The sequence below is a fragment of the Ruegeria sp. E8 genome (genome assembly GCF_056533985.1).
Window position 1 is genome coordinate 292,731 of record NZ_JBQFOY010000004.1, and the last position, 21,984, is coordinate 314,714.

General features: G+C 55.7%; 17 protein-coding genes and 1 tRNA gene. 10 read left to right on the forward strand and 8 right to left on the reverse strand.

Annotated features, from left to right (window positions below; genetic code table 11):
* Positions 1 to 22 precede the first annotated feature (22 nt).
* From ACR0LF_RS08305 to ACR0LF_RS08330, 6 genes are read left to right on the forward strand one after another with little or no spacing between them, the layout of a single operon-like run.
* On the forward strand, positions 23 to 910 hold the full coding sequence (locus tag ACR0LF_RS08305; RefSeq protein WP_480579542.1) for a MurR/RpiR family transcriptional regulator: 888 nt from the start codon (positions 23 to 25) through the stop codon (positions 908 to 910).
* Positions 907 to 1,998 carry an aromatic ring-hydroxylating oxygenase subunit alpha gene (locus ACR0LF_RS08310; RefSeq protein ID WP_480579544.1) on the forward strand — a complete coding sequence of 364 codons (1,092 nt, stop codon included), beginning with the start codon at positions 907 to 909 and terminating at the stop codon, positions 1,996 to 1,998. The genes ACR0LF_RS08305 and ACR0LF_RS08310 overlap by 4 nt, the downstream gene beginning before the upstream one ends.
* Positions 1,991 to 2,395 (forward strand): GFA family protein, encoded by a 405-nt coding sequence (locus ACR0LF_RS08315; RefSeq protein ID WP_480579546.1) that lies wholly within the window; start codon positions 1,991 to 1,993, stop codon positions 2,393 to 2,395. The genes ACR0LF_RS08310 and ACR0LF_RS08315 overlap by 8 nt, the downstream gene beginning before the upstream one ends.
* Entirely contained in the window at positions 2,395 to 3,213 is an 819-nt protein-coding gene (locus ACR0LF_RS08320) for an aspartate racemase/maleate isomerase family protein (RefSeq protein WP_480579548.1), read from the forward strand. Before ACR0LF_RS08315 ends, ACR0LF_RS08320 begins: the two co-directional genes overlap by 1 nt.
* Before the next feature lie 20 nt (positions 3,214 to 3,233).
* A complete protein-coding gene (locus tag ACR0LF_RS08325; RefSeq protein WP_480579550.1) occupies positions 3,234 to 3,974 on the forward strand; it encodes a sulfotransferase-like domain-containing protein in 741 nt (246 codons plus the stop codon).
* 17 nt (positions 3,975 to 3,991) lie between these two features.
* Entirely contained in the window at positions 3,992 to 4,375 is a 384-nt protein-coding gene (locus ACR0LF_RS08330; RefSeq protein WP_480579552.1) for a carboxymuconolactone decarboxylase family protein, read from the forward strand.
* A 6-nt stretch (positions 4,376 to 4,381) separates the two neighbouring features.
* Here ACR0LF_RS08330 and ACR0LF_RS08335 read toward each other — a convergent pair whose 3' ends face one another.
* Both ACR0LF_RS08335 and ACR0LF_RS08340 read right to left on the reverse strand, forming a co-directional pair.
* Entirely contained in the window at positions 4,382 to 5,722 is a 1,341-nt protein-coding gene (locus tag ACR0LF_RS08335; protein ID WP_480579554.1) for a hypothetical protein, read from the reverse strand.
* A 311-nt stretch (positions 5,723 to 6,033) separates the two neighbouring features.
* Positions 6,034 to 6,345: a hypothetical protein gene (locus ACR0LF_RS08340; RefSeq protein WP_480579556.1), complete on the reverse strand. Its 312-nt coding sequence runs from the start codon at positions 6,343 to 6,345 to the stop codon at positions 6,034 to 6,036.
* Positions 6,346 to 6,413: 68 nt separating this feature from the next.
* Between ACR0LF_RS08340 and ACR0LF_RS08345 the strand changes: the two genes are divergently transcribed.
* Positions 6,414 to 7,355: a YcaO-like family protein gene (locus tag ACR0LF_RS08345; protein WP_480579558.1), complete on the forward strand. Its 942-nt coding sequence runs from the start codon at positions 6,414 to 6,416 to the stop codon at positions 7,353 to 7,355.
* A 7-nt stretch (positions 7,356 to 7,362) separates the two neighbouring features.
* On the opposite strand, the gene ACR0LF_RS08350 is transcribed toward ACR0LF_RS08345, so the two are convergent.
* A complete protein-coding gene (locus tag ACR0LF_RS08350; RefSeq protein ID WP_480579560.1) occupies positions 7,363 to 8,610 on the reverse strand; it encodes a hypothetical protein in 1,248 nt (415 codons plus the stop codon).
* A 145-nt stretch (positions 8,611 to 8,755) separates the two neighbouring features.
* Positions 8,756 to 10,738 carry a phosphatase PAP2 family protein gene (locus ACR0LF_RS08355; RefSeq protein WP_480579562.1) on the reverse strand — a complete coding sequence of 661 codons (1,983 nt, stop codon included), beginning with the start codon at positions 10,736 to 10,738 and terminating at the stop codon, positions 8,756 to 8,758.
* Positions 10,739 to 10,984: 246 nt separating this feature from the next.
* On the opposite strand from ACR0LF_RS08355, the gene ACR0LF_RS08360 reads away from it, so the two are divergent.
* Positions 10,985 to 11,074, forward strand: a tRNA-Ser gene (locus ACR0LF_RS08360).
* 94 nt (positions 11,075 to 11,168) lie between these two features.
* Here the strand turns inward: ACR0LF_RS08360 and ACR0LF_RS08365 are convergent.
* From ACR0LF_RS08365 to ACR0LF_RS08375, 3 genes are read right to left on the reverse strand one after another with little or no spacing between them, the layout of a single operon-like run.
* Entirely contained in the window at positions 11,169 to 11,921 is a 753-nt protein-coding gene (locus ACR0LF_RS08365; protein ID WP_480579564.1) for an outer membrane protein, read from the reverse strand.
* Between the two features lie 47 nt (positions 11,922 to 11,968).
* Positions 11,969 to 13,213 (reverse strand): DUF3179 domain-containing (seleno)protein, encoded by a 1,245-nt coding sequence (locus ACR0LF_RS08370; RefSeq protein WP_480579566.1) that lies wholly within the window; start codon positions 13,211 to 13,213, stop codon positions 11,969 to 11,971.
* Between the two features lie 60 nt (positions 13,214 to 13,273).
* On the reverse strand, positions 13,274 to 14,941 hold the full coding sequence (locus ACR0LF_RS08375) for a sulfatase-like hydrolase/transferase (RefSeq protein WP_480579568.1): 1,668 nt from the start codon (positions 14,939 to 14,941) through the stop codon (positions 13,274 to 13,276).
* Positions 14,942 to 15,296: 355 nt separating this feature from the next.
* On the opposite strand from ACR0LF_RS08375, the gene ACR0LF_RS08380 reads away from it, so the two are divergent.
* A complete protein-coding gene (locus ACR0LF_RS08380; protein WP_480579570.1) occupies positions 15,297 to 17,084 on the forward strand; it encodes an adenylate/guanylate cyclase domain-containing protein in 1,788 nt (595 codons plus the stop codon).
* A gap of 55 nt (positions 17,085 to 17,139) precedes the next feature.
* On the forward strand, positions 17,140 to 18,606 hold the full coding sequence (locus ACR0LF_RS08385) for a phosphatase PAP2 family protein (RefSeq protein WP_480579572.1): 1,467 nt from the start codon (positions 17,140 to 17,142) through the stop codon (positions 18,604 to 18,606).
* Here ACR0LF_RS08385 and ACR0LF_RS08390 read toward each other — a convergent pair.
* Positions 18,593 to 21,442: a hypothetical protein gene (locus tag ACR0LF_RS08390; protein WP_480627508.1), complete on the reverse strand. Its 2,850-nt coding sequence runs from the start codon at positions 21,440 to 21,442 to the stop codon at positions 18,593 to 18,595. The two genes, ACR0LF_RS08385 and ACR0LF_RS08390, sit on opposite strands and share 14 nt — an antisense overlap.
* Positions 21,443 to 21,984 lie beyond the last annotated feature (542 nt).

Below are 21,984 nucleotides of genomic sequence, written 5' to 3' on the forward strand. Positions count from 1 at the left end.
CACATTTGTACCATCGTCAATCATGAATGACACAAATGTATCATCCATCGTACTTGACCGGCTGAGCCAGGAGTGGGACGCCCTTACTCCCGAAGCGCAGAAGGCGGCGCGCTACGTGCTGGAAAACCCCACGGATGTTGGGGTTTCGACCGTGCGCGAGATTGCAGAAGCCGCCAATGTCAAACCCAACACGTTCGTGCGCATGGCGCGGCAGGTGGGGTTTGAAGGGTACGAGGATTTCCGCGCACCGTTCCGCGACGCGATTCGACGAGGCACAGTGTCGTTTCCGGACCGCGCCCGCTGGTTGCAGGACATTGGCAAATCCGGGGAGCTTGGCGGGCTCTATGCCGATATGATCGGCGCCGCGATCCGCAATATCGAGGAAACTTTCGCAGGGATCGGCGCTGAAAGCCTGAAATCCGCCGCCGAGGATATCTGGAACTGCCGCCAGATTTTCACTCTGGGCGTGGGCGTCAACAATTCCAACGCGCGCAACTTCACCTATCTGGCCTCGACGGGCATGAAGCAGTTCCACGCGATTCCCCGCCCCGGATCAACTCCGGTGGATGATCTGGCATGGGCGGACCAGCAGGACGTATTGATCGCGATCACCTGCCACCCCTATCGAACCGAAGTGATCGACGCGATCAAGCTGGCGCGCCAGCAGGGGCTGACAGTCATTGGCATCTCGGACAGCCCGGCCAGCCCAGTCATCCTGAACGCGCAGCACGGCTTTGTCGTTGCTGCCGATACCCCACAATTCTTCCCGTCATCCGTTTCGACCATCGCCTTGCTGGAAACGTTACTGTCCTTTGTGATCACCGTTTCAAGTGATGAGATCGTCGAGCGGGTGGAACGGTTTCACCAACGCAGACACCAACTTGGCCTCTACGCGGAGGAGCCCGAATGAACGCACCCCTGACCCACTCATTGGATGCCCGATACTATACCGACCCTGCGGTTTTCGAGCAGGAGATGCAGGGACTTCTGGCCCGTACATGGCAGTTTGCAGGCCATGTGGCTCAGGTGCGGGAATCGGGGGACTATTTCGCCTTTGAGATCGCCGGGCAAAACCTGTTCTGCATCCGTGGCCGCGACGGGGAAATCCGCACCTTCTATAACGTCTGCCAGCACCGCGCGCATGAGATGGTGACCGGTGCGGGCAACACCCGAGTCGTCGTCTGCCCCTACCACGCCTGGACCTATGAGCTGTCCGGTCAGCTGCGCGCCGGTCCCAACATCAAATCTGTCCCCGGTTTCGACCGCAGCGCCATCTGCCTGACCTCGGTCCGTACCGAAGTGTTCAACGGTTTCATCTTCGTCAACCTCGACGACGACGCCGCGCCGATGGACGAGTGGTATCCCGGTGTGCGCGAGGAAATCCGCGCCTTCGTCCCGCATATCGACGATCTGGAACCGCTGGAATGGGTTGAGATTCCGGAAAACTGCAACTGGAAGGTCAGCATCGAGAACTACTCGGAATGCTACCACTGCCCGACCAACCACCCGACCTTTGCCGAAGGCGTGGTCAAGCCCGAGACCTATGACATTCAACCCGACGCAGGCGGTGGCTACGTCCTGCGCCATACGACCGAGTGTCAGAGCCTCGACAAGATGACCTATCCCATCGATCTGTCAGTGCCGCACGCGGGCGATTATCAGTCATGGTTCCTGTGGCCGATGTTCTCGTTCCAGTGCTACCCGGGCAATGTGCTGAACACCTATCACTGGCGCGCCGTGGACTCGGACCACTGCACCGTCTGGCGTGGCTGGTACACCGAGGGCGGATCGGAAAGCGCGGTGATCCGGCAACTGGCGGTGCAGGACCGCGAAACCACGGTCGAGGAGGACATACAGCTTGTCGAAAGCGTTCACCGCGGCCTGAAATCCCGCGGCTACCGCCCCGGGCCGCTGGTGCTGGATCCCAGTTGCGGCGTGATGTCGGAACACTCGATCGCAAGACTGCAGCAATGGATGCGGGAGGCTGTAGATGGCTGAGTTCACAGGAGGCTGCCATTGCGGCGCGATACGATACAGTGCAAGCGGTGATCCGTTATGGGGGGCACATTGCCATTGCGAAAGTTGTCGGCGCACCACCGGGTCCCCGATGACTAGTTTTTTTGGGATGAAACGTGACGATGTGGCGTGGACAGGGCAACGCGCCATAAGGGAATCTTCGCCGGGCGTGTTACGAGGCTTCTGCGCCACATGCGGAACTCCGCTCAGTTTTGAAAGCCACCGCTGGCCTATCGAAACACATCTATACGCGGCTACACTGGATCATCCTCAAACATATGTCCCGCAGGCGCATGTCTTCTGGTCCGAACGTTTGCCCTGGTTAACCATTGCTGACGATCTGCCCAAATATGACAGCGGCAGTCCGGGAGCGTCCTGATGTTGATGCCCGAAGACTGGCACCCCGAACACAAGCTGTTCCCCCATCAGGTTGGTTTCACCTCGCCCCCGTTCGATTTCGATGCTGCACCAACGGACTTTCTGCGCATGTGCCCCGAAACCGTCGGCGTGCATGGATGGATGCTGCATGTGCCCGACTATGTGCACGGGTTGGATCAGCGGAAACAAAACTTCGGCATGCTTGAGGATTTCGTGCATTGTATGTCCCGCAACGGCGTCGATGTTTGCGGTCAGGTCGGCTCGAACTGGGTGCACGCCTGCGGTTTGGGGGTCGAGGGCGTGCGACTGCATTGCGAAGACCTGTCCGACAAGCATGGCACCCGTTTCCACATGGCTGGCTATGCCATGGTCGAGGCTCTGCGCGAGATGAACATCGAAAAGGTGGCGCTGAACGCGGCCTATCACTGGCCTGAATGGTGGAAAGGCACTGTCGGGTTTCTGCAAGAGGCCGGATTTGATGTGGTTTGGGCAGGCAATTTCCACGATCAGGAATGGTTCGACAGTCAGGACGAGGTCAATTCCTACCGCTGGGTATTTGACGGCGATCTGGCACTGAAGAGCTTTGAATACGTCGCCGATAAAGCGCCCCAAGCCGATGCGATCCTGATCAATGGCATGTGCAATTTCCGCACCGGTCCTGGTGGCCTGCCGCAACGCCCGCTGCATCTGGCGGGTACGCTTGAGGCGGCGCTGGGCAAACCGGTGATTGGCCATGACATCGCGCTGTACTGGCGCATCTTCAAATCCCTCGGCATCGCCCCCGACACGCCGCATGGGCAATTGCTGAAACGTTTGTGACGAAACGAAAGGCCATCACTATGCACAAAATCCTCGCGCTATGGGCTGTGCCCCGATCCACCTCGACGGCGTTTGAGTGGATGATGCGGCAACGCGGAGATCTGGACTGTCTGCACGAACCCTTCGGCGAGGCGTGGTATCAGGGCGAAGACCCGCTATGGCACCGGTTTCAGCCGGGGGACGTGACGACACCGGGGCTGACGCTGGACAGTGTCTGGCAGGATGTTCAGGCGCGGGCGGAAAAGGGTCCGGTCTTTCTCAAAGACTTCCCGCATTACATCAACCACATGTGGGATGCCGGGTTCCTGTCTCATTTCACCCATGCGTTTCTGATCCGTGATCCGGCCAAGACCATCACGTCCATGTACAAGCAATGGCCGGATTTTGCCGAAGGCGAGGTTGGCTTTCCGGAACAGCGCGCGCTGTTTGATCTTTTGACAGCCCTGAACGGCGCGCCACCACCGGTGATTGACAGCGATGACTTGCTGGAAGACCCCCATGGCATGACCGAAGCATTCTGCGAGGCGGTGGGTGTCCCCTTCATAGAAGAGGCCCTGACCTGGGAAGCAGGCGGGAATCCATCCGCCCACAGTTGGTGGGACGGAGGATCGTTCCACGGCAACCTTGCGAAATCGACCGGTCTTGCCCCGCAGCCGCGCAAGCATATCGACATCACGGAAGCGCCTGACCGGGTGAAGCAGGTACACCGCCGGATGAAACCCCACTATGATCACCTTTACAAACACCGCCTGACACGCTGACACACCGGAGACCCGCAATGGCCGATATTTTTGACGAAGACCTGTTCCTCAAAGGTTTGGAACAACGCAAGGGAACGCTGGGCGCGGAATATGTGGAAAAGAATCTCGCCGCCGCCGATGACTTCACCCGCCCCTTTCAAGAGGCGATGACGGCCTGGTGCTGGGGTTTTGGCTGGGGCGATGACGTGATCGACGCCAAAACGCGTTCGATGATGAACCTGTCCATGATCGGCGCGCTGGGGAAAATGCACGAATGGGAAATCCACTGCCGGGGTGCCATCAACAACGGTGTGACCAAGGAAGAAATTCGCGCCATCATCCACGTGGTCGGAATCTATTGCGGTGTTCCACAGGCGCTGGAGTGTTTTCGCGTGGCCCGCAAGGTGCTGGAAGAAAGCTGAATCCGGTCACAAACCGGCGGTTGCCAAAAGCCGCGCGCCTTCATTGTAGTGTTTCTTGTTTTTGAAACAGCCGGGCCAGGCCCAGCGCTCGGCGGTGAAACCCGGCTGCAATTCCAGAATGCGCCGGGCATGTCGACGGGCCAGGGACTGGTTCCCGGCGGCTGCCGACAACATACACAGCACAACCCGCGCACGCACGCTGCCGGGATCTACCCGCAGGACGTTATGCGCATGCTGCCACGCTGCATTGTCTCCGGACAAAGCCAAGGTCATGGAAAGGTTTGCCTCTATCCAAATCGGCGGGTGCGGCGTCAGCGCAAGCGCTTGCTGATACACTGACACTCCCTCTTTCAATCGGTTATCATACATCAGCAACACGCCGTAATACCCCAACAGTTCAGGACTGCTGTGAAACCGCTCGAGCACCGTGCGCATCAACTGGCACGCCTTTCCTGTTCGGCTCGCGACGTTGTGTGTAAAGGCTTCCAGCGCGGCGCAATAGGGATCTGTAGGGTGCTTTTCCCGCAGCAAGGCGCTATCGGCTTCAACAATGGCCAGGGTTTGGACGGGTGTATCGTCCATGCCCAGACGGATTAAGTCCAACCGGCAGAAGCCAATCGCGATACGCGCTGGCAGATAATCCGGGTCCCGCTGCAAACAGGCTTCGTATTGCCGAATGGCGCGAAACAGACCATCCTTGGTCGTGAAGCTTTCTTGAATTCGCCCGTTTTGAAACGCTGTCCAAACTTCGGTTGATGTTGAACGCACCGACCAGATTTCGGACCAGTGGCCATCCCGCAGACGCAATTGCAAAGCCTCGACGACTTTCATCGCAATCTCTTCGACGGCGTCAAAAGTGTCCTGCCCACGAAACCGGAATCGTTGCGTCCACAGACAAACCTGATCCGCAGTTGAAGTCAGTTGAGCTGCCACCCGCAAGCCTTCTGCGCCGACCACGCTGCCGCTGAGAACATAGCCATCTATAGGGCCTTCCTGTCTACGCGCATCGCGCAATTCGATCACATCAGAAAGTGTCCCCAGCAAGAAAAGCAACTCGTCCCGTATTGAAGCCGCAGCCACGGCAACCTCATGGTTATCACCAACAACCTCCAAGGGTTCGACAACAATAGCCGGTCGATGGTGCGCCCAATGGGATGGTCCACGTCCGCCTAGCGGAGCAGCGGTGTTTTCATCGAAGGAAATCTCCCAATACGCCTGCCGTTCAACGGTAAGCCAATCTTCGAACTCGGGGTCAGCAACATCCAAACCTTCCAAAAGTTCGGCTCGATCTGGTTGAAGCGGTTCGTCGAACAGATCAACTTCAAGCGTTTTTAGATCGATTGACACCTTCTCGCGCCCAACCTCAAGAAAACCGAGATCAAATCTGGCTAGATGTTTGCTTAGAACACTCAGTTCTTTTCGAAGCGAAGCTGCTCCTTGGGAAGGAGAGCTTTGGCTCCATAGTTTGTCCTGCAACCACGCCCTGCTGCGCACTGCGTTTTTGGACAGTAACACCAAGGCGAGAAGCGCCTTTGCCTTGGTGCTACGCGGTGTAGCATCCTGACCGTCATTACATATCACCTGAAACGGACCGGTCAGGAAGATCTTGTCTTTTGCCTTAGTCACAAAATGTCCTCAGGCGAACGCCGATGCCGCGGTCAGGATCCGCACCCATAAACAACAATGCCGCCCATCGCTTCGTAGGCCAGCCTGCAGCACCATGAATCGTGATCGGGGTTCGGGTCCGGCTTCTTGTCGCTCAGATCCGGAATGACGATATGAACCAGATCTTTGGTGTCATAGACAAACTTGACCGCCGGGTTTCCGCTATCTGCCAGAATGTCCTGTATCTTCTGTTCTGCGGCATCCTTGTCATCTTGCGACCCAAGCGCGCTGCCACGCGCGGCGTTCAGAACTTCACATCCCAAATCTTTCAAAGAATAATTCGGATTGATTGTCAAACGAGCCATGTAAAATCTCCTTCTCTATTAACAATGCCCATTTGTATAACCTGTTATATGTTTATCCGGAAACGAAAATGACTGATGCGTTGATTGAAAGTGCTGAAACTGCACGACTAATTTCCAAACCCTCGTTTGCCGAATTTCCCAAAGGCGCACCGATCCATGCAGCCTTCCGTATGGTCGAATTGCGCAATGGGGCCCTGACGCCTGCGGGTGCTATGAAACACCGGGTTTCTTTTGGGACTGCACGCACCGAAGAAGAGGCAGCACGCCTGGCCGGTTTTGAGGCAATAGAACGCTATGCTTTGCAATACAGCGCCGATGGGCCGGAAATCCGCGAAAGCCTTATCGCGTCGGATGGAGACATCCACGTGATGCCGATTGAAGCGCTTGCATTGGGGGCTCCGGGCAGTACAGGGACGATTACGTCCAAGGGGGCTGCTGCTGGTCCAACACATGAGGCGGCTGCCTTGTGGGCGGCGCTGGAGTGTCTGGAGCACGCCCTTGGATCACATAGATTTGAACATCTGCTGCCGGAAACAGCGCTGCCCGACGATCTGACCCGTTGGCTGGGTACCCACTTGCGGCATCTGAGCGTTCACATCCGCGAAGTTCCGGGAATCGGCCTTTTGCTGCGCGCGATCTGTGAAGATGCAGATGGCGGGCGGCCGACCTATGGCACAGCGTTTTCCACCGATCTGGTGCAGGGTGTCTGGCACGCGGCATCCGAGGCCGTGGTCTCCTGGCGCAACATGGTGATGCTTGAATTTAACGGTGTGACGGTTGACGGCATGGATGCCGAACAGGCGCGTCTGTTCTGGCGGTATCGCGGGGCATTAACTGACCGCCCCACAGATCCGACAACCCTGTTCGACGTAAAGAGGTGGGACAAACCCGACCCGACATTGATGGCCGTTTTGACCGCAGCCAGCACGGCAGCTGGCCGCCCGGTTGCGATATTTGACATGACTGCGCCCGAAATCCCTCTGCCAGTGGTCAAAGCCGTGCTGGTCTAGACACCCGTCAACTCTTGATTTCACCTATGTATGCCGGGTCGGCAAAACCTTCTGCTTCGCTCCGGTCCGCAAATTCCGAAATCTGCTTGCAACGTCGGGTCTCGGGCAAGCCACACACGAACTGCCCGGGATCAACGCCCGGAATTTCAATGAACTCAACGCGGGTGATCGGGCGTGGGTTGGCAGCAACCGTAATCAGGGGGCCGACCTCGATCAAGCTGGCCAATGTATAGCCCGAGACTGGCCGCGCCGAGGCGCCTGACCCCAATGTAACATCATCCAGAAATCGCGGATCATCGTCAGCAGGACCGAACTCCAGACGCATGGGCATTCCGTGTTCACCGCGCGCAAACCGCACCCAATCCATAGGCACATTGACCTCACCAACGCACAACTCGGATACGTGGAACGCCCGAATATAGAGGCCCAACGGATCAGAGAATGCCATGGCGCGGCCAGTTGGAGCCCCTCCGCCCTTCCAGTAAGCCAGATCAAATGTCTCTCTCGCCAATCGAGCCCCGGCATGTCGGCAATGCAGATCCCGCCGATTGGCGAAATCAAGCACTTCCTCCAGCCGTGCCCGTCGCCTGTTTTCGCCGTTATTTACAAGATACGGGAAGGAAGAGAGATGCATGGTATGGATCAGATCGCTCAGGCTGTTCGTGTCATTCGACAGAAACAGAGCATGCCGGATATTCAGCGTATGTTCCGGCGGGTGAGCGTGACCTGCACCAACCAGTCTCTTGTGGAAACGGGCCTCGCGTTGCGGCACGTCCATCGCATTCCAGTTCGTCGGCGAAGCTTCAAACAGGTCCTCGCAGGAGTAATAACGCCCCGTAACGGAGGCGACCGCCGACAGGAAATGATTCATGTCGAACACCGCCATGGTTCGCCACCATTCCATCAACTCGGTCGTGGCCACAAAGCGCTTCGGACGCATTCTCCCGTCGGCATCGCGCCGCATCACCAGCGCGTATTCCAGGTATTCATTGTGCAATTCCACTCTGCCGGACCAGCCCTGGTCAGACAGGCGTGCAGCCAGATCCGCGCCCAAACAATCCCGAGGTTCACGCGGATTGGCGGGCCATCTGAACCCAATCATGCGTTGGCCCAACTCTATGTCACGTGGATCCATGACCAGAAACGGGCTGACGCCACGCCTGTCAAAAATGTCCTGAATACTTGAATTCCACGCTGACAGGGCGGCATTGTTCACGCCTTGATCAGCAAGGCCCGGTGAATAGAAAACAGACATTGATGAACACCGCTGAGGTTTGGAAACAAAGGGATGAAAGGTCGGGCACCAAGAACCCGGTGGTTTCGCTTCCATTCGGGGCATCGCAACGGGTGACGAGTGTGGGAACATCATGAAGAACTGCCTTTCACGGTGTCAGGCACCTTCACCCTTCCCAGCCTGCCTGTTCAGGCAGATGGCGAGTCCACCATCTTTCGGGCGTGCTGTTCACAATATGAATCTCGCTGTCTGACGCGCGATTTCCGACGATGCTGAGGCGATCTCCGTCAAACGTCTCAAGCGACACTTTCGCCGAACCCGGCGATTTCGCCATGTGCTCGGCCAGAATGCCGACAGCAACACGCTCACCCATCCGGACACTGTCGAAATAGTCGCTGTAGAAATGAACCCCTGCCAGAATGCGCCCTATCGCAACATTCGCAGCCAGCTTGTTCAGCTCACCATTCAGTGTCAGGTTGGCGGCACTGTCTTCCGGCCGGGCGGACTCGGTCAGCGTTTTGCCTCCCGCAGTAGGAACAAGAACCCGCGGCATGGCCGCTTCTGCCAATGAAACCCGCGACCCGTCCGGTGCATGGGTCCTGAAAAACGCCTTGAGCACAGTGGCGCAAGCCCCGGCAACCGCGCCGTGCCCGGCCCCATATGACGGGTGCATCGGGGAGCCTTCGGGATAGGCAATGGGCAGCAACAAGTTGCGATCGTTTTGCGGCAGACCCTTATGGGATATCGCGTTATGCGCGAACCGCCTGTTGGAAGGTGCGGCTGCAATCGCGCCCATCAGGCTGAAACCCTCGCAAACCGCGTTTTCCAGCTTTGCAAGATGGGCGGCAGCAAGAGGTTCAGACGTCCCAAGCATGGAACCATGGCCATTCGCTATCAGACTGGCGATGCTGCCCAGCTTTTCCGGGCGGGCACGGTTGTGCACCTGAAAGGTCTGGCTTTTTACGGCCCGCAAGGCACGGGTTGCGGTTTCCGCCAGCAACGACAGCACATGCGCACCATCCCACGATGCTCCGGGATCGCGCGTGCAGGCATGTCTTGCCTTGGGCAATCCTGCGTCCGTTTTGGTGTCCCGACCCAGCATCAGCAGGCAGGCGTTGAAAAAGGCCTGATAAATCGTGTCGAAATGCACGTAAGTTGCAAGATCTCGCGGAGTTTCAATGAATTTCGGACCACCGCTTTCAAAAGCCTGTTCGCCGGTTGTGTCGGCCCCGTTTTGAACATCCAGCCATTCCGCCCAATCGCGCAGATAGTCCACACCCATGGCCTGAGGTGCGATCCTCTGATCGATCCGCAACGCGCCGAACGGCATCGCTCCGGCGGGCGCAGATTGTACCATCTGCTGCCCCTGCGAACTCGCATTTTCTGTTGTCAGCGGGTCATGCCCCTGAACCAGGAATTGCGACAGGTACGGCCCCTGCGCGCAGCCCTGGCTGGAGCCACGGAACAAGGTCTGAGGTGACAGACCTTCGCCATCCCGAACCCGCCGGGCTGCTGAAACTTTCCCGATTTCCGCGCCATTGGCATCCGTAGGGCGCCCGTCACGACGAAACCATTCCAGCTGACCAAGTGCGCCAACCACTTTGTCCACGTCATCCCCACGGTTCCGAAGGGTTTCAAATGGCACGTCCCGCAGATAGGCCATCGCGTAAACTTCTGCCATCTCAGCCGCCAGTTCATCCGACCCAAGCTCCGGCGCCGGAGCGATACCTAAACCGCCGGCATCCGAGCCGTTAAGGCCCAATCGGTGGCCCAGGATGGGCCCTTCCCACGCACGCCATCTAAATTCACCACCCTCTGATGGCGTGGTGCGGAAGGGCCCGGAATAGGCTGGTGTATCAAACAGCGCCAGCCTGTTTCCATGATTGTCGGTGCAGGTAGGGTCGGCCACTTCTTCCAGAAACTCAGTGTAAACCTGCGCATCGACAATCCCGTTTTCATCATGCCGCAGACCCTTCGAGAAATTCGTGGGCCATACCCCTGCAAACAGGTCCGATTCACCGTTGTGATCCTTGATCGCCTTCTCTGCGGTAGTAATCAGAACACTCGAACGGCGCTGATCACGGCTAAGTTCATGATCGGGTTTTCCAAGGCGCTGCCACGGTTCAGACGGAACAGTAGGTTGCGGCATGTTGTTCTCCTATTGGGCTGGAGAACGATTCGCATCGGGGCGTTACCGGATCGTGACCGGATGGTGATCTGCACCATACCTAGACGTGCTCGCAGAGCATGGCCATTGGCCAACATCGGTCTGACTGTCCGGTCACTCATCGTGAATTGCAGCAAATTCAAGGATTTCCGTGATTTAAAAGAAAAGTGCCAAACGCTCCAGAATTGACCTTGTATTTCCGTCGCTTGCACGGATATACCCGTCGGCGGAGACGTGGCCGAGTGGTCGAAGGCGCTCCCCTGCTAAGGGAGTAGGCGGGAAACCGTCTCGAGGGTTCGAATCCCTTCGTCTCCGCCATCATTCTTTGCTCGGCTTTTGACATAGCTTCATTGTCGGTCTCGAGAGACCGAGCAATGTTGGAAGCATAGAAGGCTGCGTTAACTTAAGGTGGTCAGAACCTGTAGGTCGCGCCCAGCAGTGGGCCTGATTGATCGAAATCGAAATCATTGCCGTTGATGTCGTGGCTAAATGAAATATAGCGGTAACCGCCCCGTATCTGCCAACGGTCATTTATTGCATAGTCAGCAGTCAACAAAACCTGCCAGGTTTCGCTACCACTTCTGAAACCCCCATAATCGACAAACCCGGTCCCGGACCACCTGTCCGAAAACTGCACCCGCGCGCGGGCTCCGACGATCGGGTCGGTCCAGTTGTCGTCGGCTGTCACGCTTCGTCCTGCGACTGCCCCTGGCTGTAGTGTGAAGGTTGTATTCGTGCTGAACCATCGAAATCCACCAGTGACATCTACGCTGATCGTTGGGGCTTGGAAGACCCGATAGCCGACATAGCCGCTGAAAAACTTGATTGTTGTAGACGTATCCAAACCTGAAAACGCCGGACCGGATGTGGCGTTGCCGAACGATAGATTGGTGTAATTGTAGTCTGCCAGTAACGACCAACGCTCATTGGACGCGGCGAAAGCTCCCATGAACGCAAAATCCAGATTTTCAAGCGCATCCGAGAAACTCAAAGTACCGTCCAGCGTGCCGCTTGGAGTGGCGAGGGACAGTTCCGTTTCAGGCATGAACAGGTAAATCGTTGCTTGATAGGACCAATCCGATTGCTGTGCTGAAACGCTCGTGGCCGTTGATCCTGCCAAGGCGATCCCCAGGAGGGTTACCAGATTTCTTATTTTCCTTGCCATTTCTTCTCTCCTTAAATCCGGTGTTCCCTAGGTCTCAATTGATGTCCTCAGGCTGCTGTTTCTTCTGTCTGCGCCACGGGCGTACCAACGCGGTTGATGTCAGTGTTTGGAAAGAACTCGGACCAAACATGCCAGAACACACCGGCCCGAAGGGTTTCGACCCGATTCAGTTGGCCCTGATCCGAAACACCCCAAAAGTCGCAACGGGTCACGGGTTTACCGCTGTCGTTGTACCAAACGCCCAGGCTCTCAAATCGGGGATCAAGGCTGACCACGACATCCCGACCCCCGACAGTGGCGTTTACAATCCAGTCGTTTTCGACAACGAAGTCGTCAGTCCAGCACGCCGCGTCCTGCCCTATCGTGATGCCCCAAACATAGGTCTTGTTGGGCAGTCGATCATCTGAACGATCCATGTTGTCCATTACCGGAGCGTCTTCCTGATGCTGGCGACTGATGCCCCATCCGAACGTGATTTCGGTGACCGTATCCAGCAGCCGCAGAAGCGGATTCGAGGAAGGTTTGTTCAAATAGACCTGTCCGTCAGGAAAGACTTTGCGGAACCCTCGGAAGGTCATCCGATATGTGGGCCAGGGTTTCATCTGCGCCTCAGGGCGCATGGGGCATGCCGGGCCTTCAGTGTTCGGATCACGGTCGGCTTCGCGAAAACCATAGATATGCTGGATCGGCTCGCCCGTGTCGTTGTCGCGCAGGATCAGGTTGTTGCCGTGCTGAGCCAGCACCTCAAGGTTCAGGCGTTTGCCGTCAATGCTGGGCGAGTAGCCTTGCCCCAGATTGGCCATGGCGCAGTAGGTCATGACGATGTCCTTGCCTCCAAGCCCTATTTCATCTCCCGCCAGATGTGGCCGCATGATCTGCGCATCCGGATGGGCTCGGGCATGGCCGTCGTTCTCGATCACTATGACGGGTGCTGTCGGCCCAACGTAGTCGCTGGCGATATCAATCGGGAAGTATTTCGCCGTGTTAAGCTGATTTCTGAGTCCAAGATGCACCCAGACATAGGGAAACCCGTAAAGAAACAACACCAGCAGCGCACTGACAAGCCAGAGCCAGAAAGGCCCGGAACCCAAAGCGAAATGCGCAAGGGTCGCAACGGCAAACGCGCCCAACCCGATGGCAATAAACCGGTATTCGTTACGGATAAAGCGCACCATGTTTTCGCGCTTTACCTTGAGAAGCATCTGAGAAACGTCACCCAGGTCACGGAAATAGACGAACCCAATACCCAAGGATCCGATCAAACCCAGGAAATAGATTATCGTTCCAAACATGGCGCAATCCTTAACTTCAGGCATCCCGCCGAGCGCAGTTCGACCACGCACGGCTAAATTCTATTGCTTCGGCGATTGGCTTTTGATCAGAAACGCCTCAACGGCTTTCTGGGTTTCCGGGCGGATGTTTTCGATACCTTCGTACGGCACGCCATATGCCGGGGGCGTGTCGGGGAATTTCTCTTTTCGGGCCATGTGACGTCCCAGAATTCTCGCAAATTCCTGTCCGCCCCATGCACCGACTTCGGTCGAAACTGAATACTCTTCGCGTGTGTCCCGATAGAGATCGAAGAACTTCGCCAGAATTGCGCTTTCGCCTGGTCCCGGCAGCTTCAACTTAAGCTGATCCTTCACGATCGCCTCGGGCTTGTTTACCGAATAGATGATGACGTGGTCGCGGCGAGCTTTGGTCTCATCGGCAAACAGCAGCGCTGCGGATTGATCCACACCGTCCACCAACCGATCCCGAGGTATAAATGACTCCGCCCCGGCAAAACGGGAAAGTGTCGTATAAAGGTCCGAGACATGGATGATGCTGTTAAGCAGCCCGTCGGCCTCGATCATACCGGGCCAGCGGATGAAGGCATCCACGCGGACGCCACCTTCTGTCGTGTCGCCTTTGCCACCCGCATAGATCAGCGGTGTAAAACCTGACTGCGGCGCGTATTTGGTGAAATGTCCGTTATCGCCCATGACGACCACAACAGTGTTGTCGGTCAACTCAAGCTCGTTCAGCCGCGCAAACAAATCGCCGAGCCATTCATCCAACAGCTGCATCTTGTCCACATAGAGGCCGCCATTCACACTTTCGGGGCCGGACCGACCGGCGCGTGTGTTATCCAGCGGGATCATCGGCCAATACTGAAGAAAGAAAGGCGCATCGCCAGCTGCCAGACGGTCCAGCTCCTCCAGTGTTTTGTCCTGAAAGGCTTGGTTCATCTCGTCATACTTCGCCGCGTTCCAGCGCTCACCGGACTCCATTCGGATCTCGCGGATCGGGCCGCCGGTCTCGCCTTCGATCACTGTCATCATCGCGGCAGCATCGGGACGGAACCAGCTATCCAGAGTGTATTTGTCATCATAGTCTTTAATCGCGACCGAGACCTGTTCCTTGATCGCATCGTCATTGAAGATGGTCAGCTGACCCTGCTGGTGGATGGCGTGCTGGGCATAGTCGAAGCCTTGGTTCATGGCCCAGCTTTCGGCGATATCCCCCATGTGCCACTTTCCAACATGGCTTGTCGCGTAACCGGCCTGCTTCAATACCTCTGCAAGCGTCACCTCTTCATCCGGCAGACCAAAACCGGCAATGTCGACTGTTGTGTCACCCATCCCCATACGCACCGGCAACCGCCCGGTCATTTGCGCGACGCGGGTCGGAGTACATGAGGGTTCGGTATACATCCGAACCATCCGCATGGCCTGATCAGAAAAGTCGTTGATGTTAGGCGTCTCATACCCGCGCACCGCGTTCAGTTCAGGGATGCCCATGTCACCAAAGCCCATGTCATCAATCAAAACGCTGATGATATTCGGCGGTTTCCCTCCGTTGCCCTCTCGGAAAGCCGCGAGGGCATCGTCGACATCCGCGTCATCCTGCGCCCATTGGTCGGCATGTTGGGCCATCAGGATGTAAAACTCCGCATCATGTTGGATTGGGTTTTCTTGTGCATTCACAGCTGTGGCGCAAAACCCGCTCACTATTGCCAGAACTTGGAAAACTTTCATCAGATCCCCCTCAAAACACGCGAAATGGCGCCCTCTTCATTCGTCGTCTCAACAAATTATCACATTAATATGTTTTGAGTCGTTTTTTTTCGACCTCGGGCCAGTCACACAAGAACGGGTCACATGCGAGATCTATGAACTGTCCGCTTAATTTCGCTGTAAGATCTCATTGGCCCGGCACAAAGCCCCAGAACCAAAGACGCGTTGCTGATCGACTGGACAACAAGCGAAAGTCCAAGCCGCAAGATTTCCGCTAATACCAGGCGGGGGAATAGACCGACGACCTTTGTGCCGCTAATCTGCTTTCAGTTCTATACTTACCGAATACGAACGAGATTCTTCAGAAAGACCTTCAATGGTGGATGAAAACGAACCTCTGGTTTCTGAAACCCGCAGGCTTGCAGTAGTTGCTTTTGCAGACGTGGCAGGGTTCTCGCGCCTTATGGCAGAAGACGACGTTCGGACCAGCAACCAGTGGAAATCACTCAGAGAAGAATTGTTGCTGCCACTGCTTGAACGGCACAAAGGTCGGTTGGTTGAAACAGTGGGTGACGCGATCCTCGTTGAGTTCGGCAGTGTTGTAGCGGCGTTAAAATGGGCCGTTGACGCCCAAACCGAGCCACGCGATCTCGTTACCACAAACGACCAAAAAGATCTGCAACTGCGGATAGCCTTGAATGTCGAAGATGTCCTGGTGAACCAAGAGAACATTTTAGGAGATGGCGTAAACATAGCGTCACGTATTCATGACGCTGCCGCGCCCGGCCAGATCGTGGCAACTGGGCTGATAAGAGAACTGGCAGGAAGCAAGGTCAACGTTCGCTTCAGAGATCTGGGAACGCCGCGGCTGAAGAACATCAACCGCATCATCCACTTGTTCCAGGTTGTGCCTTTGAAGGAGTCCTCGGAAGAGAACGCAACTTTGCATCAACCGTTTATTGAATGGACATCGCGGCCCACAGTTGCCGTCCTGCCGTTTCGCGCGTCTTCGGGCCATGAAATGGAAGAATATTTTGGGTCGGGGATCACAGAAGACATAATCAGCGGCCTATCCCGCAGCCACGCCTTTCACGTAATCGCGCGCGCATCGACGCTGCGATTTGCCAAACGTTCGATAGACCTTCAGGAAATAGCATCGCAACTGGGTGTCAATTACGTAATGGACGGAAGCGTCCGCCGCCAGGGCGACCGGCTTCGCATTACGGCGGAATTGGTCGATGTTGCCCTAAATCGGTCAATCTGGTCCGAGTCTTTTGACGGTACCGCCGAAGACCTGTTCGATTTCCAGGATACGATTGTGGCCTCTGTTGTCGGCTCGTTCGAGCCACGCTTGAATGCGCATGGGATCGAGCGCGTGCGAAATCGTTCAACTGACAGTCTTGACGCCTATGATTGCGTTCTCAAAGCAGCGTCGGAACTGTATCGATTCACCGATAACGGGTATTTGCAATCCGGTATCGCGTTGCAGCGAGCCATCGAACTCGACCCGACTTATGCCCGGGCCTATGCCTATTCTGCCTGGCGATTGAATTATCTCTTTGGCGAAGAACGCTCTGACGACCCTGAACGCGACAAGAAGCTGGCTGTTGAACATGCCCGTCATTCCATCACGCTGGATCCTGACGATCCATTTTGCCTGGTGGTTGCGGGGCACCTGACCAGCCTGATCGAAGGTGACCCGTATCACGCAATGTCGATGTTTGATCTGGCGCTGTCACTGGATCAGAACAACGCCTTGGGTTGGGCTACCAGCGGCGTGACTCTGTCCTATCTGGGCCGCAGGGACGAAGCGATACCGCGGTTTCAAAACGCCTTTAAGCTCAGTCCTTTTGACACGTTGAATTTCACCTGGTGGACAGGTGTCGGCATTGCCGAATTTGTAGCCGGCAACTACGCCGAAGCCGTTTCATGGCTGCAAAAGGCACGGCAGGTCAATCCTCGCTTTATTGCAACCCTAAGGATATTGGCCGCCAGTCTGGCAATGAATGGCCAGGAGAATAAAGCGCGGTCTGTGGGGACCGAGATATTGCAGCTCGACAAAGATTTCTCAGTAGATCGCTTTGTTTCGTGGTATCCTTTTGTACGTAAAGAAGACAAATTGGCCTTAAAAAGTGGGTTATTTATAGCGGGCTTGCCGCGTTGAAGGACTTTTGACTGACGAATTTTCAAGCCCATTACACACGATAAGGAGATTTTTGATGACGTCGGGAAAGAGCACAAGCAACGGCATGGGTATGGGTAGTGGCATGGGCATGGGTAACGGTATGGGCATGGGCATGGGTAACGGTATGGGCATGGGCATGGGTAACGGCATGGGCATGGGTAACGGCATGGGCATGGGTAACGGCATGGGCATGGGCATGGGTAACGGCATGGGCATGGGCATGGGTAATGGCATGGGCATGGGCATGGGTAATGGCATGGGCATGGGCATGGGTAACGGCATGGGCATGGGCATGGGTAACGGCATGGGCATGGGCGCGATCCCGGTTGGTGCAGATGGCGGAATCGGCTTCATTCGCAGTTACTACGCCACCCCAATCGAATTGGCGCTGCTGCCCTGGGCACTTGAGTTTACACCCGACAATTCCGGCGTATCTCCGTTCCCGCTGGAATTTATCATCAACCCTTATCAACCGGACAGGGACCCTTTGGTCTGGACAACCGCCGACTGGGATCCCGAATTGCGGTTTTGGACGCTTCCGTTTGACCCGCATCTTGGCGAATGGTTGCGCGCTGCCGACCGGGAGGAACCGGGAACGTTGGCAGCGCTGGAAATTGCGGGGCAATATGAAAAGTGGTTGCCCACCTCCACCGGCAGCAGTCTGGTAGGGATCAATCCGGAAACACGGGGTTGGTTGGAACCAGGTGACCTGGAATGGCAACCGGGAAGCACACCTGCTCAGAAAGTAGCGGCTTTCAATTTCATCAAAGGTGAGTTGGAAAAGCTAAAATACTATATGCAGGATGATCGTCTGAATTACCTTGTTGAGTCCGATGTTCAGGCCGACGGCTTACCGGATTACCTGATCCATTTTCTGGGAGCTAACTCGTTTGATCACCCCAATACGCTGAAGCTGATCGAAGTTGGTCTGGCAATCGGGAATGTGGTCTACATGTCATACAAGGCACACTATAAAAGAGTGCGGCCGTCAATCTTGCGCCCCGGCCTGACCGTGCCTTTCGGCCCGCCAGCCCATCCGGCTTTTCCCAGCGGGCATTCCTTTCTTGGGCATTTCATTTCGCTGCTGCTGTTAGAGATACCAGGGATCTATTATCGGTATGGCGTCCTGAAAGACGAAGTTCAGATTGATGGCGTGGACGTCATACCAAGCCCGGAAGATGGACATCTGCTGCGCAAACCAAGATGGAGTGATCTGAATGGAACCAATCCGATCCCGTCGCCGCTCCTGTCAATTGCGCATCGAATTGCCGTGAACCGCGAACGTATCGGAGTGCACTACCCATCAGATAGCACAGCCAGCCGTCACCTCGCGGCCGGTATCTGGGATGCTCTGTTCGACAGAAACAACCATACGGACTCGGACTCAAATCCAATCGCGGGGATTGATTGTCCAACGCTTCAAACTGTGCTGGAAGCATCCAAACCAGAATGGCCCACACCCTGGGGCACCGACCCGGTGCCTGAAGTCACGGGACCTTAACAACCCACAATCCAAGGTTGTTGTCGTTGGCAACCAGATCCGTCAGTTCGCGGGGTGTCCTGGGCAGGTCGTTGACACTCGTCCCGACCGCTACGCCCAGAGCCTGTAAAGGGTCTGTGTTGGCTCGATCGTCCGGGCATGTAAGCTCAAGAAGCACCAAAACATATCCGGTGCTGTTTGTCGGTAGGTTTACAAGTGCCTCTTGCACCGCATCTGCCAAAGCCGGATCGGTGTCGTCGAACGAGAGGTTCTGGGATTCACCAGGACCAATGTTTGGGATAACTTCTTGCGTTGTAAATCCCGGCAGCCAGGTAATCGAAGACGTAAGGCCCCAATTCTCGTCGGCATCAAAGACAAACCCAAACCATTTACGCAGGGCGCAATCCTCTGCAACTTCAGAGCCTCGATTCCCAACCGTCATCTGATCTGACATCAGCCACAAAGCGTCATCACTCCAGCCCAGCGAGACGGGGCAATAGCTACCGGGGCCATAGTCGAACCAGCTGCCATTGACCATTTCGCGCAGAGGGCGCCGATCGGTGATAAAGACGTCAACATCGGGAGGCTTGCCCATACCGTTATGTGTCTTTTCGCGATCCTCAACGAACATACCCTGCGTTTCAAACGCCCAACGCACCACTTTGTGGGCTACCCCGCCCTTCCAGCCATCGGATTGCGGCATTCCAACGGGTGGAGGTGTAGCATCAAAATAATAGGTCCAATCCACCTCCAGCCTACCCGCCTGAGTTCGATCGATCTGCTCCATGGCCAGCTCCAGCATTTCTGCAGTCGACGGCGATTGACCAAAGGACTGAATGGCCCGTACCAACAAATACATCGTCAAAAAGGAAGCACGCTGGCGCAGGTACACATCCGGTGCATCTGCATCCATCGAGTCTCCACCCAATGCGCGATATAACCGGAAGAGGGTCGTCGAAAGGATTTGTTCGGTCAGATACCCCTTCAAGTCGTCGCAACCGGTGGGCGGCGATTCAATGACAGACCGGTTCAACTCTCCGTACCAGGCCCATCCCAATGTGGGTGATCTGTCATGGCGACGTGTTGAAAATACGAATGGAAAGGTGATCCCGCGAAAGCTTTCGGCGACCCCGTTGCGTGGGTCTGCCAGCTGGGACTCCGGATCGCATATAATCGCGGCCATTGCATCACCCGCGCTGTGGGCAAAATCAAATTCAAGCTTCCCAAGGCGCGCAGCCAGCAGATAATGGCCAAATTCGTGCAACATCCACCGCCTGTCTGTCGCGATCCCCAAAGGTTGCGCCCAAGTGCGTTCGCCGGCGTTGTTCAGGGGTCGATCCCAGCGTGTCAGCTCTGCCAGGGCCAGATTCATGCGAATGGTTGGCAGCGTCGCAGAGTCGTCTTTGCAATCATAGGCAACCTGCGCGTTCACTGTGCGCCCGTCTTTTCCCGGACCGGGTGCAATGCCGTAGCGGTAGAAAATCTGAATGTTCCTTTCCGCGCGCACGACAAAATCGTCGAGGACGACATCAAACGCATCCAGCATCCTGAAAAAGTCGTGGGAGTTCGCATAGGCAAGCAACGCCGAATACGCGTTGCTGCGAAGTTGGATTTCCCTGTTTGCAGGTAAATCTATCTTCTTTGTCGGACCAGGATTCCCCGGCACTTTATCTTCCGGTACAAATTCAGGACACAGGCGAACCCTAAATCCGGTGTTTTCCAGCGAAAAATCCCTATTGTTCGCAAAGTCCCGCAACTCTCTGAATCGGTTAAGCATGTCATCTGTGCGTGTTGGCCGACGCAGCTTCCAATTGTAAGGCAAGTCAGGTTGGGCAGGGTCAAAAGGAATCTTTGAAGCGGGCGGTGTTTGAGACCAAACTCGGGCCTCTCCTTCACCAACATGCGTGATCAAAGAACAGGTTTCCGTGGTCAGGAGCTTGAAATCATATTGAGCTTGCTGGCCCCCTTCTCTCGGTGTCGCCTTAATCTTGTTGACCACCAGATAGCTCAGTGAATTCGGAAAGCGGTCGACCGCTCCACGCGCCTTTGAGACCGTCTCGATCACGAACGGTTGGGCTAAAAAGCCCGGCGCCAAGTCGGACAAAACAAAGATTTGCTCCAGTTGTATTGAACGTGGAAGAACTTCTGCCGAAGCTGCGATTTTACCCAAAATTTCAGAGGGGTAATTTGTGAGTTCGTTGGTAAGGGCACCCAGCATTTTTTGGCGTTCATCTCTGCTTGGGAAATTCGCCTTGGCGTCTACAGTCGACCAGCTTTTTTTGGATCTATCAGGGTATTCGGCCGTGAACGAACGAATAATCACCTTGAACACACCGTCTGACGGCGCTGTCACCAGCATGGGAACACTGACGCCGATGGAAAATTCAGCAGGTTTACCCTGATCGTTCAGGAACTCTGTAGCAACCATAACAATAGTCGCAGGTAGCTTGTGATCTGCCGTCCTGGACAGGTTCCAAGAGGCAATTTGTGGAGGGTTCTCTTTCTTCTTACTGCCCACAGGAGGCCAGACGTCAAGCCAATGCACCAGGTCCCAGCTTTCAGATCTAGCGTTCTCGATAATCTGCGTTCCGCCCCAACCGTCAGGCCAGCCCAGAGACTCCTCTTGCCGCTTTAAATACTCCTCGACTCGTTCAAGGTAGTTCGACGCAATGGCCCCTAGGGTTTCACGATCAGGCAGTTCACCCGTTACGTTAATGATGTAAGGGGCAACACTATGCGACACCAATCGTGAGCGCCGTTGCGAACCAGGGTATTCCGTTTCAAATCGAAGCCAATATGGCGGCCAACTGTCCGAGCTGTAAGGTTTCGGTGGCCAATTTGGAAAATCAATAGACAAAACTATGCTCCCTTTCCTTCAGAAATAGGTTTGATCGAGATGGGGCACGTGTTTTCAAATTATCCGAATTTTTACGATTCCGATAGTAAGTTGACCAATTGGGCGGGTTCAGCAGCTCAGCGAGCTTCACTAATTCTCAAAATTTCATCCGAAAAACAAACGACAGCTATGTAGAGATAATTCCTTGTTGGGAGGAAGTACTGAGCGGCTAACGGATGCAGCCGGTAGAATCCACTAGTGCCGGAAACTCTGTTTGAGAAATGTCATATCAGTGCCCCAGCGGCAGGTGGCAAGACACCAGCGGACTATTTGCAGATCGAACGCACCGATAAAAAATTGATTACGTTGTTAGGCTTTGACCCTGTGCGCTTTGGGTTATGAGCCTGAGGAGGTGAGATCGTGAGGCAAACGGTCCAGTGGACTGTTTGTAGATCGAGCGGGCTGTTTGGATTTTGGTTTTGGTGTTAGGCTTTGACCCTCTGACCTTCAGGTTATGAGCCTGACGAGGTGAAGACGTTAAGCGATTGATCCAGTGGATCAAT